The following is a 12157-nucleotide window of genomic DNA, read 5'->3' on the forward strand; positions in this document are numbered from 1 at the left end:
GCCTGCGGCAGCTCCTACAGGAATGCGGGGTGGTGGATCAGTCGTCGATGTTCATCAACTGCCGGACCCCATCCCACGCCTCGGCCCGCATCCGCTGCACATCCAGCCCCGGAATCACGCCGTTATCGACCACCACCCGACCACCGACCAGGCTGTACTTCACTGCGATCGGCTCACCCGCCACCACCGGCGCGACGGCGCTGTCGTGTAAACCGAAGAACCGCGGATGGTCAAGACCGTAGACCACCAGGTCCGCCGCCTGGCCGATTTCCAGGGTGCCGACCGCCCCCAGCCCCAGCACCTGCGCGCCCCCGGACGTGCCCCAGTGAATGACATCTTCGACGGTGGTGGCCGAGGCGCCTTGCTGCGCCCGGTGAATCAGCCACGCGGTGTTCGCTTCGCCGACCATGCTGCCGGATTCGTTGGAGGCCACGCCATCCACCCCGAGGGAAATCGGCACCCCGGCCTCGAACATCTGCGGCACCGGCGCGACGCCGCTACCGAGGCGTGCATTGCTCACCGGGCAATGGGAAATGCCGGTGCCGGTTTGCGCGAGCATGCGGATTTCACCGGGCTGCATGTGCACCGCATGGGCGAACCACACGTCCGGGCCGAGCCACTCGTGTTCGGCGACGAATTCCACCGGCAGGCAGTTGTATTTTTCACGGCAGAAATTCACGTAGTTCTGCGTTTCAGACAAGTGCGTGTGCAGGCGCAAACCGAGGCCGCGCGCGGTATGGGCCAGTTCACGCAGCAGTGTCGGCGGCAACGAAAAAGTCGGGGTGGTCGGCGCGACCACTACACGGCGCATAGCGTCCGGGGTGTCCTGGTGATAGCGGGATTTCAGTCGTTCGATGTCACCGACCATCTGGTCGAGGGTTTCCGGTTGCAGCGCGGTTTTAGAGAACCCCGGATGGGCGCTGGCCGACTCCAGCGCGCCGCCCCGGCACAAAACGAAACGCAGGCCGAACTGATCGGCCATATCGAACAGCAGGTCACCGGTCTCGGTGGTGCCGTTGGCATGGTAGAGGTAATGGTGATCGGCGCAGGTCGTCACGCCCGACAGCAGCAGTTCGGCCATGCCCAGTTGTGCGGCGATCCGCGCCAGTTGCGGCGTGAAGCGGTTCAGACGCGGGTAAGGCACACTGGCCAGCCAGCCTTGCAGGTCCTGGTTCAATCCTTCGGGCACGGCCTTGAGCAGGTTCTGGAACAGGTGGTGGTGGGTGTTGATCCAGCCCGGATACACCACCGCGTGGCGCGCATCGATCAGCCGTTCGCCGGGTTGCACTTGAAGGCCTGCGGCCATTTCGGCGATGCGCCCGTTGACGACGCGGATGTCCACGGCGCCGGCCCGGGCGCGCGGGCCACGCAGGCCGGTCATTACTGCCTGCGGGTTCTTGATCAGGATGTTTTGCAGTTGAGTCATGGTCGGCTCCAGTCAGAGGCTGTGGGTGGCGGATTTGCTGGCGGCGGCATCGGGCACGCTGACGCCGTTGAGGGTGGCGTTGAGCAACACCGACACCAGGCAGGCGATCACCACGCTGCTGTGCAGGAAAGGCTGCGACCACTCGGGCAATTGCTTGAACAGGGCCGGGGCCAGCACCGGCACCAGGGCGGCGGCGAGGGTGAAGCCGACGATCAGCACGTTGTAGCGATTACGCTCGTAGTCGACCTTGGCCAGGGTCTGGATCCCTGCTGCCGCGACCACGCCGAACATGGCGATCCCGGCACCGCCCAGCGCCGCAGTCGGCATCGAGGCGATGATCGCCCCGGCCTTGGGCACCAGCGCCACCGAGCACATCAGCAGGCCGCTGATGGCGACCACCCAGCGACTGCGCACACCGGTGAGGATCACCAGCCCGACGTTTTCCATGAAGGCAATGAATGGGAACGCCGCGAACATCCCGGCGATGGTGCTCGCCAGGCCGTTAGCGCGCAGGCCGTTGATCACCTGTTTTTCTTCCACCGGTTTATCGACGATGTCGCCGATGGCCACGAACAGCCCCATCGATTCGACCATCTGCACGATCATCACCACCACCATGGTGGCGATGGGGATCAGGCTGAAGGTCGGCAGGCCGAAGTAGAACGGGTAGGGAACGGTGAGCCACGGCGAGTCCTGCACGCTGTGAAAACTGCCCATGCCCAGCCCGTAAGCCAGCGCCGCGCCCACCAGCATGCCCACCAGCACCGCCATGTTGCGCAGCATCGGGCTGCCGTACCGGTTGACCAGCAGGATGCTGAGCAACACCACCGCCGCGACGGCCAGGTACGCCGGCGCCCCGAAGTCGGTGGCATGCCGTCCGCCGCCAACCCACTCATAGGCGATCGGAAACAGCTGAAGGCCGATTACGGTGACGATGCAACCGGTGACCACCGGTGGAAAAAAGCGCCGTAGTCGACCCACGAACGGTGCGATCAGCATGGTGAAAATCCCCGCGCCGATCACCGCTCCGCAGACCCCGGCGAACCCGACATCCGGGTTGGTGCCGATGGCGATCACCGGCCCGACGCTGCTGAACGCCACGCCTTGGAGAATTGGCAGGCGCACGCCGAATTTCCAGAAACCGACGGTTTGCAGCAGGGTGGCGATGCCCGAGCAGAACAGCGTGGTGCTGATCAGCACCACCGTGTCGGCCTGGGACATTTTCAGGGCGCTGGCGACAATCAACGGCACGGCGATGGCGCCGATGTACGAGACGGCCATGTGTTGCAGGCCGAGGGTGAGCATTTGCCGCACCGGCAGAACCCGGTCGACGGGGTGGATGGTGGGTGTTGCGGGGGTATTGGCTGACGACATGGGGAATCACCTCTAGCTGTTGTTATTCGGTACAGAGGGGTATTCGTTCTGATGTCCGTTCAACGGCACCTAATTCCTTGTAGGAGCTGGCTTGCCAGCGATAGCGGATTGTCAGTCGACAAATCGGGTGACTGTTAAGCCGTCATCGCTGGCAAGCCAGCTCCTACAGGGTTTGGGTCGTTCTGAAAAATGGGCACCAGTCATTCATGTGCCCGGAACCGCCATCCACCGGCTCCGATGCCTTTTTTCAGCCTGCCAGGCAGGCGGCAAAGCCCTGGTTCAGGGCCGCGCGGTCCAGGTCGCGGCCGATGAACACAATCTTGCTGGAGCGCGGTTCGGCGCCCCATGCGGTGGAGGCACGGAACTCGACGAGGCTGTGCACCCCTTGCAGCACGTAGCGTTGGTCCTGATCAGCCACCGCCAGTACGCCCTTCATGCGATACAGGTTGTCGGCCTGCTCGTTGCGCAACTGTGTGATCCAGCGATGGAAGTCGCCCAGGTTGACCGCCCCGTCCACGGTGATGCCCACCGACGACACGCTCGGATCATGGTCATGGTCGAGATCGTCATGATCGTGGTGATGGTCATCGGCGTGGTCATCGTGCTCGGCACCGATTTCCATGAGTTTCTGCGTGGACTCGAAGGCGCCGATGCCAAGGATTTTCGACAGGTCGATTTCGGCGTAGCTGGAGGTCATCAGGTCCGCCGTAGCATTGAGGCCCCGAATCTTGCCGCTCAGGGATGCCACTTCATCCTCGCTGACCAGATCGACCTTGTTGATCACGATGCGGTCGGCACAGACGATCTGGTCCACGGCCTGGTTGTCCACACCATCGAGTTGCAGGTCTTCCAGGTGCTGGGCGATGTGCCTGGCATCGACCATCGTGACAATGGCGTCGAGTTCCACCTCATCGGCGATCGGGTCATTGATGAAAAAGCTCTGGGCCACCGGGTAGGGATCGGCCAGGCCGCTGGTCTCGATCAGGATGTGATCGAGGCGCACCGGGCGCGCTACCAGTTCACGGACGATGCGCACCAGGTCTTCGCGAACCTCGGCGGTGCAGCACACGCAGCCGTTGACCATCTCGTAGATTTCTTCGGTTTCGGAACTGAGCACCAGGTCGCCGTCGATGCCGACCTCACCGAACTCGTTCTCGATCACGGCGATCTTGCGGCCGTGGTTCTCCTTGAGGATGTAGTTGAGCAGGGTGGTTTTGCCGGCGCCGAGGAAGCCGGTGAGGATGGTCACCGGGATTTTGGTGTTGGGGGTTGGGGCGTTGAAGGGGGTGTTCATGTGAGGCTCCTTGAATAACTGAAGGGTCTGAGTGCTATCAACTGTGGGAGCGAGCCTGCTCGCGAATGCGGCGTGTCAATCAGCGAAGTTGGCGGCTGATTCACCCCTTTCGCGAGCAGGCTCGCTCCCACAGGGGGTTGTGGGTTCTCGCCAGCGCGTTGCCGTGCCGGCATCGAGGCCGAACAGGTCGAGGACGCGACCGAGGCTGTGGTCGACCATCTGTGCCAGGTCTTGCGGGCGGGCGTAGAAGGCCGGAACGGGCGGCGCGATGATTCCGCCCATCTCCGTGACAGCCGTCATGTTGCGCAGGTGGGCGAGGGTCAGCGGGGTTTCCCGGGCCATCAGCACCAGCGTGCGGCGTTCCTTGAGCGTGACGTCGGCGGCCCGGCCGATCAGTCCTGAAGAGGTGCCGGTGGCGATTTCCGCCAGGGTGCGCATGGAACAGGGCGCGACCACCATGCCCAGGCAGCGGAACGAACCGCTGGCGATCCCGGCCGCTACGTCATCGGCGCGGTGGTAATGGCTGGCCAGCGCCGTGACGTCGGCCAGTTTGTAATCGGTTTCGTGGGCCATGGTCAGCAGCGCGGCGCGGCTGATGACCAGGTGGCTTTCAATGTCCAGTTCGGCGAGCAATTGCAGCAGGCGTACGCCGTAGATAAAACCCGACGCACCGCTGATGCCGACCACCATGCGCTGGCGGTTCATGATTGCAGGCCTGCGAGCAGTTGGCGGGCGCGGTCGACCGAATCCCGTTCAAGTTGCGCCTTGATCCCGTCGAAGCCTGAGCCGCGTGTAGCGTCCAGGCCCATGCGCGAGGTAGTGCCGTTGACGGACGATGACGGGTCCAGCGGGCTGCCAGGCAAGCCATCGATGACGAAGATGTCCTGGTGCGGCTGGAAGTGCGTGGCCAGCGCCCACAGCACTTGACTGTCGTCGCTGATATCGATGTCGCTGTCCACCGCGATCACGGTCTTCAGGTACGGGTCCCAGCCGAGCAGGGCCAGCATGATCTGTCGCGCTTCGCCGTCGCGGCTTTGCTCCAGCGCGACGTAGCAATGAAAATGGGTACCCGAATTCGGGTAGTGCACGGCGGTGACGGCGGGGAAGCGTGCCTTGAGCTTTTCGCTCATCTCCGCTTCCCGGGGCAGTCGCGCCAGGGTCAGGTGTTCGGCGTAGCGACCGCCGACCACGTCCACCAGCCAGGCGTCCTTGCGCCGCATCAGGGTATCGACCCGCAGTACATTGTTGGTCGAGCGATCCGAGGAGTAGCCGCTGAATTCACCGAACGGACCTTCTTCGGCATAGGCCGTTGGATCGATCGCGCCTTCGAGGACAAACTCCGCGCAGGCCGGGACGCCGATCCCGTAGCGCGGGGTCTTCACCAGCTCCAGCGGCGCGCCGAACAATCCGCCCGCCACGGCGCGCTCATCGCTGCCGAACGGCAAGCGTGCGGCCGCCGCGAGCATGAACAAAGGGTGCGCGCCGACCACCATGGCCACGCGCAATTCTTCGCCACGCTCGCGGGCGGTTTGCAGCATGCGCCACAGGTGACCCCGTGAGTGCAGGCTGGTGGCGAGGGTTTGCCGGGCGTGGCGCATCGAGCGGTGGTAGCTCATGTTGGCGATGCCGCTGACCGGGTCCTCGGCAATGATGATCGCGTTGGTGATGTAGGGGCCGCGATCACTGGCGAAATGCTTGAGCATCGGCAACAGCGCCAGGTCCACGGCTTCGCCTTCGTAGATCTCGTCCAGCACCGGGCCGCTTTCCACGTAGCGCGGGGCGATGGGGTTGTTGGCGCGTTGCTGGAACGTCTCGTGCAGTTGCGCCGGGGCAACGCCGAACATTCGTGCGATACGGGTACGGGAGGCAAACAGGTTGGTGGCCACTGGCACGCCGAAGGTGCCGACTTTTTCGCAGATCAGCAGCGGGTCGTGGCCCTGGTTGGCCAGGGCATCGACCAGGGCGGTGACGTCCTGGTCGGCTGAAAGGGATTGCCGGACCGTCAGCACATCGTCCGGGTATTGCCGGCGATAGGCGTCTAGAAAAACATGAAAATCCTGGGTATCGCCGAGCGTCGAGAGGGTCATGGTTTCACCTCGTGAAAAAGGGACAGCGAGGTCCCTGTGGGAGCGAGCCTGCTCGCGAAGAGGCCGTGTCAGGCGACATCCGTACCGCCTGACACTCCGCTTTCGCGAGCAGGCTCGCTCCCACATGGGGTACTACGGGTACGTCGTGGTCAGGCGAATGTCCGCCTCGGCCAGGTCCTTGGGTGGCGGCGTCGGTTCGATGCCGCACAACCGGGCGATGTTGTTGCCCAGGTAATCCTCAAGGTGGTCCTCGTCGATGCCCAGGCCTTGTGGTGCGGGCGAGCACAGCACCTCAAGCTCGCGCAGCCACATGCCCGGCTCGTTCGGCGGCGAGTCGGTGCCGAACACGATCTTGTTGCGTGGCAGGTCCTTGGCGAACTCGACAATCCGTGACTGGAAGCACCAGCCCGATTCGCAGAACACGTTCGGCGTGTCCATGGCCATCCAGAACGCTTCGAACGAGTAGTTGCCGCCGGTCTGGATACCGAAGTGGCCGATGATGAAATTGACCATCGGGAACTCACGGATGATCGGGTAGAACATGGTTGGAATGGTGTACGGGCCGTCGCCCGTGTGGATCAGCACCACGATGTTGTACTTGGCACACACCTTCATTGCCGGACGCAGCCAGTCCAGCGCCCGGTCGGGGCGATAACCGTGCATGTTGGCGTGCAGCTTGAGCATCTTGAAACCGTATTCCTTGATGTGGAACTCCAGCTCCGCCGCACCGTTTTCCGGCCCCCAGCGCGGGTTGAAGTTGAAATTGCCGATGAAACGGTCGGGGTATTTCACGCACAGTTCGGCGACGTAGGACATGTAGTCCCGCACACCCTCACGGCCACGGCGGTTGCCGTCGCGGTAACCGGTGTTGCCCGGCGGTGGCTGGATGAAACCCATGTCGATGCGGCGCGGCTTGCCGTTGATCATGTACGGGCCGTCCATCAGCTTGAGCATGCGCTCGCCGGTGAAGGGTTCGCCGGTGTGGCGCCAGGCCTCGTCGACCAGGTTGGTGGGGTGCAGATGGGTATCGATGATCATCGGTTCAGCTCCTGGCCAGTTGCGTGGTGACGGGACGCTTGAGTTGCGCCTCTGCTTCGGAAACGGAACGGGGTGGCGGCGTGGGTTCGAGGCCGATCATCCGTGCGGTGTTGTTGCCCAGGTACTCTTCAAGGGTGTCTTCGTCGAGGTTCAGGCCTTGCGGCGGTTCATGGCACAGCACTTCCAGCAGGCGCAGCCACATGCCCGGTTCGTTCGGCGGCGTATCGGTACCGAAGAGAATCTTGTGGGTGGGCAAGACCTTGGCGAACTCGACGATCCGCGATTGCAGGCACCAACCCGATTCGCAGTAGACGTTGGGCAACTCCATCGCCCATTGCATCGGTTCGAACACGTAGACGCCGCCGGTCTGCACGCCGAAGTGAGCCATGATGAAATCGACGTTGGGAAACTCCTTGATCATCGGCACCCATTCCGACGGGATGCTGTACGGCCCATCGCCGGTGTGCAGCTTGACCGGGATGCCCAGTTCGGCGCACTTCTCGAAGGCCGGGCGCACCCAGTCCAGGGCGCGGTCAGGACGGTAGGCGTGCATGTTGGCCTGCATCTGGACCATCTTGAAGCCGTGTTCCTTGACGTAGCGCTCGATGGCCTCGACGCCGTTTTCCACGCCGCAGCGCGGGTTGTAGACGAAGCAACCGATGAAGCGATCCGGGTAGGCCTGGACCATTTTCAGCGTGTAGGCCATGTAGGCGTCGATGGATTCGCGCCCGCTGAGTTCACCGTCGGTCCAGGTGTAGATGGTGTTGCCCTGCGGGGGCTGGATGAAGGCTTTGTCGATGCGGCGAGGTTTGCCGTTGACCATGTACGGGCCATCCATCATCTGCAGCAGACGCTCGCCGGTGAACGGGTCACCGTCATGCCTCCAGGCGAGGTCCACCAGATCGGTGGGATAGCAACTGATATCGATGATCATTGAAGTCGATCTCCTGATAGCGGGGAAAGGAACCCTTGCGGTTCGCTAGCAGCCACGTCCGGGCAATCGGCCATTTCTATGCGCAAAGACTCACGCATTCCCTCGCCTGGTCGCATCCGGCTCGGGACGCTGGCTGCTTGGGGAGGAGTATTGGAAGGGGGGGAGAGGTTCGTACAATATTAATTGGGTAGGGGTTTGATATGCGTTCGATATGGAGCATGAGTGGTGGGCTTTTCCGGCCTCTTCGCGAGCAGGCTCGCTCCCACCTTCAACTGCATTCCAATGCAGTCAACTGTGGGAGCGAGCCTGCTCGCGAAGGCGTCAGTGTTGTGTACGCAAAGCCAACTGCTTGACCGCCTCGACCACCGGCGCCACTCGCTCGGCCTGGCCCGGCGGCCACACCGCATACAGGTTGTAATGCGCCGCAATCTGCGCCTCGTTCAACATCACCAGCCGACCGCTACGCAACGCATCTGCCGCCAGCAAACCGCGCACCAGTCCCGCGCCAACACCGGCCTCGGCCGCCGCAATCAGATTGGCCGCGTTATCGAACACCACCCTTGCCGCAGGCTCGACGGGAGGCATTCCCGCCGCATCCAGCCAAGGAATCCACGACCGTCGCGTATACCCCAGCAACGGCAGTTCGAGGATCTGCGCCGGGCTCAGCGGTAACTGCAAACCGTGCCGCTCAAGCAATCGGGGCGACGCCACCGCCATCACCCGATCCCCGCAAATCTGCGTCATCTCGCAGTCGTCCCAATCGCCATAGCCGTAGCGCAGGGCCAGGTCCACGCGTTCAAACGTGCTGCGGTCCGAGCGCGGCATCGACAACAACACCACCTCATGCTCGGGCAACAGGTCCAACAACTGTGGCAAGCGCGGATTGAGCCAGCTCTGGGCCAGTTCGCTGTCTACGTCGATCGTCAGCCTCTGCGCCACACTGCGGTTCTTCACCGAAGACAGCGCCCGGTCGATTTGCGCCAGGCCGTCCGACAACACGCTGGCAAACAACTGCCCGGCGTCGGTCAGGTTGCTGCCACCCCCTTCGCGCACGAACAGCGGCTGACCGATGAAGTCTTCCAGGGCACGGATCTGCTGGCTGATGGCGCTGTGGGTCAGGTCCAGTTTGCGCGCGGCGCTGGAGAAACTGCCGCTGCGGGCGGCCTGGATGAAGGCACTCATGGACTGCACCGACGGGTATCGCTTGTACATGCTGTTAGTCCTACTTACACAGGATGGCAGAAATCGTCGCTGGCCCGATTTTCACCAGGCTTCCAATAATCGAGCACCAGGCCTGCACAAAGACGGGCCGCTCTCTTGGAGCCTGACAATGATCGAATTCACGGTAAACGGCGAACGACGCGAGCTGGTAGAGACGTCCCCCTCCATGCCCTTGTTATGGGTGCTGCGCGACCATTTGAAACTCACCGGCACCAAGTTCGGTTGCGGCATGGGCCTGTGCGGCGCCTGCACTGTGCATCTGGACGGTGTCGCGGTGCGGTCCTGCCAATTGCCGGTGGCCGCCGTGGCGGGGCATCGGATCACCACCATCGAAGGCCTGTCGCCCACTGGGCAGCATCCGCTGCAACTGGCCTGGGTTGCCGAAGATGTGCCGCAATGCGGTTACTGTCAATCCGGTCAGATCATGTCCGCCGCCGCGTTGCTCAGCACCGGTGCAGAAGTGAGCGACGACTCGATCCGCAATGCCATGTCCGGCAACCTGTGCCGCTGCGGCACCTACGGGCGGATCAACAAGGCGATCAAACGCGCGGCCAACGCGCCGAAGGAGGCGTGATGTCGATTTCACGGATGGATCTCTCGCGACGTACGTTTCTCAAGCAAACCGCGACCGCTGCCAGCGGCCTGGCCATCGCGTTTTACCTGCCCTGCGGCCTGTCTGCGACAGACCCCAAGGCCCCGACGCCGGCCAGTGACTTCGAACCCAATGCCTGGGTGCGCATCCTGCCCGACGGCACGGTGAAACTGGTGGTGCACAAGCACGATTCCGGCACCGGCACGCACACCGCGCTGGCCGCGTGCGTAGCCGAGGAGCTGGACGTCAACCCGATGTCTGTGCAGGTGATCTCGCCGGAAAATCCGTTCTTCGAAACCTACATTCACCCGATCTGGAAGGTCTTCTCCACCGGCGGCAGTACCAGCGTGTCGCTGGAGTACGAGCGCCTGCGCATGGCCGGGGCGACGGCGCGCACGTTGTTGCTCACCGCCGCCTCCAGGCAGTGGAAAGTCAGCGCCGACACCTGTACCACCGAGGAGGGGCGCGTCGTGCATGCGGCGACCCAGCGCAGCCTTGGTTACGGTGAACTGGCCGTGGTTGCCGCGCATCTGCCGGCACCGACCAAGGTCACGCTCAAGGACCCGGCGCAGTTCAAGTACATCGGCAAGCTGCGGCACAAGCGCGACGCCCAGGCCAAGGTCTGCGGGCGCTTCACCTACAGTATCGACGTGGTGCTGCCGGACATGCTGGTGGCGGTGATTCAGCGCGCGCCCGTGGTCGGGGCGAGCGTCGTATCGGTGGACAGCACGGCGGCGCTGCAGGTGCCGGGCGTGCGCAAGGTGATCAAGGTGCCGGGCCGTCCCGACGTACTCGGCGGTAACGTCGAGGGCGTGGCGGTGTTGGCGGACCATTACTGGGCCGCGCATCAGGGCCGCGCGTTGCTCGAGGTGCAATGGAGCGACTCACCGCTGGCCGGTTTCGACAGCGATGAGCTGCACAAGGCCCAGGCAGCTGCGCTGGCAGACGAGGGCGCACAACGGGTCCGTGCAATGGCTGCCGGGGACGTGAGCGGACAATGGCCGAACGCGGCGAAACTGTTCGAAGCCGAGTACCGCATGCCCTACAAGGTGCAGAATCCGCTCGAGCCGATTTGCATCACCGCACAGGTCAAGGATAACGCCATCACCTATTGGGGCGGCGTGCAGGTGCCTTCCTCGGCCCTGGAAGCGGCGAAAACGGTGTGCAAGATCGTCCAGGACAAGGTCACCATCCATGAGTTGGTGTCCGGCGGCAGTTTCGGCGCGCGCGAAGCCAAGTACTGGTTGTTCGAAGTGGCGTACCTGGCGCAGCAAACCAGGGTGCCGGTAAAACTGATGAACAGCCGTGAAGACGAAATGCGTTCATTGTTCATGCACCCGGCCACGCTCCATCGGGCCAAGGGTGCGCTGGACGCCCAGGGACACTTGACGGCGTTGCAGCTGGAGGCCGTGTCACCCGCCTCGCCAGAGCAGTGGGAACCGGGCTACTTCGAACGTCCCGATAAAATGGACTACAGCACCACCGAGGCCATCACCGCGTGGGATTTCGCCTATCGCCCGGCAAACCTCGACCTTGCATGGGTCAGGCACGAAACCCGGGTGCCCAGCGGCTGGTATCGCTCGGTGAGCTTCATCCCCAACGTGTTCGCCGTGGAGAGCTTCATGGATGAGCTGGCCCATGGCGCAGGGCAAGACCCGTTGGCCATGCGCCTGGCCAACATGCAGGATCGGCCACGGCACGTTGCGGTGCTCAAAAGCGCTGCCGAGCGCGCCGGTTGGGGCCAGCCCCTGCCTGAAGGGACGGCGTTGGGGATCGCCACCAACCAGGGCTACAGCAGTTTCATCGCGGTGGTTGCACGGGTGTCGAAACAGGATGGCGTAGTCAAGGTCGAGAAGCTCACCTGCGTTGTCGATTGCGGTCTGGCCGTTTCGCCTGGCGGCGTCGAAGAACAGATCTACGGCGGCCTGATGTGGGGCCTGGGGCACGCCTTGTTCGATCGCCTGGACATCAGGCAAGGCAGGGTGGTGCAAAGCAACTTCCACGATTACCGGGTAACGCGCATGTCGGACATGCCGGCGCTGGACATCCTGCTGGTCGAGGGTGATCCGGGCAAGCCCGGTGGTGTAGGCGAGCTGGGCAGCCCATCGGTGGCCCCGGCCATCGCCAATGCCCTGTTCAGCCTGACCGGCGTGCGCCAGCGCTCGACCCCCTTGAACCTGGGGTAGTTGTC

General features: G+C 63.5%; 10 protein-coding genes. 2 read left to right on the forward strand and 8 right to left on the reverse strand.

The features are described 5' to 3' along the window. Positions 1-37: 37 nt before the first annotated feature. The 8 genes from HGP31_RS14125 to HGP31_RS14160 all read right to left on the reverse strand — a co-directional run bounded on the left by HGP31_RS14125 (position 38) and on the right by HGP31_RS14160 (position 9365). The gene (locus HGP31_RS14125; protein ID WP_168757992.1) at positions 38-1426 is read right to left on the reverse strand and encodes an amidohydrolase family protein; all 1389 of its coding nucleotides are present in this window, start codon (positions 1424-1426) and stop codon (positions 38-40) included. 12 nt (positions 1427-1438) lie between these two features. Further along, positions 1439-2800: a nucleobase:cation symporter-2 family protein gene (locus tag HGP31_RS14130; RefSeq protein WP_168757993.1), complete on the reverse strand. Its 1362-nt coding sequence runs from the start codon at positions 2798-2800 to the stop codon at positions 1439-1441. Between the two features lie 247 nt (positions 2801-3047). Next, the gene (locus HGP31_RS14135) at positions 3048-4094 is read right to left on the reverse strand and encodes a CobW family GTP-binding protein (protein WP_020800995.1); all 1047 of its coding nucleotides are present in this window, start codon (positions 4092-4094) and stop codon (positions 3048-3050) included. Positions 4095-4169: 75 nt separating this feature from the next. Next, positions 4170-4799, reverse strand: a complete 630-nt coding sequence (locus HGP31_RS14140) for a UbiX family flavin prenyltransferase (RefSeq protein ID WP_020800996.1) — start codon at positions 4797-4799, stop codon at positions 4170-4172. Beyond that, entirely contained in the window at positions 4796-6181 is a 1386-nt protein-coding gene (locus tag HGP31_RS14145; RefSeq protein WP_168757994.1) for a UbiD family decarboxylase, read from the reverse strand. Before HGP31_RS14145 ends, HGP31_RS14140 begins: the two co-directional genes overlap by 4 nt. A gap of 132 nt (positions 6182-6313) precedes the next feature. Next, positions 6314-7219, reverse strand: a complete 906-nt coding sequence (locus tag HGP31_RS14150; RefSeq protein WP_020800998.1) for an amidohydrolase family protein — start codon at positions 7217-7219, stop codon at positions 6314-6316. 4 nt (positions 7220-7223) lie between these two features. Further along, the gene (locus HGP31_RS14155; RefSeq protein ID WP_083348949.1) at positions 7224-8153 is read right to left on the reverse strand and encodes an amidohydrolase family protein; all 930 of its coding nucleotides are present in this window, start codon (positions 8151-8153) and stop codon (positions 7224-7226) included. A gap of 321 nt (positions 8154-8474) precedes the next feature. After that, positions 8475-9365, reverse strand: a complete 891-nt coding sequence (locus tag HGP31_RS14160; protein WP_168757995.1) for a LysR substrate-binding domain-containing protein — start codon at positions 9363-9365, stop codon at positions 8475-8477. 118 nt (positions 9366-9483) lie between these two features. Between HGP31_RS14160 and HGP31_RS14165 the strand changes: the two genes are divergently transcribed. Beyond that, a complete protein-coding gene (locus HGP31_RS14165; protein WP_168757996.1) occupies positions 9484-9948 on the forward strand; it encodes a (2Fe-2S)-binding protein in 465 nt (154 codons plus the stop codon). Next, a complete protein-coding gene (locus tag HGP31_RS14170) occupies positions 9948-12152 on the forward strand; it encodes a xanthine dehydrogenase family protein molybdopterin-binding subunit (protein ID WP_168757997.1) in 2205 nt (734 codons plus the stop codon). Before HGP31_RS14165 ends, HGP31_RS14170 begins: the two co-directional genes overlap by 1 nt. The last annotated feature ends 5 nt before the right edge of the window (positions 12153-12157 follow it).

Origin of the sequence: Pseudomonas umsongensis (genome assembly GCF_012647205.1) — a bacterium.
Classification (GTDB): Bacteria; Pseudomonadota; Gammaproteobacteria; order Pseudomonadales; family Pseudomonadaceae; genus Aquipseudomonas; species Aquipseudomonas umsongensis.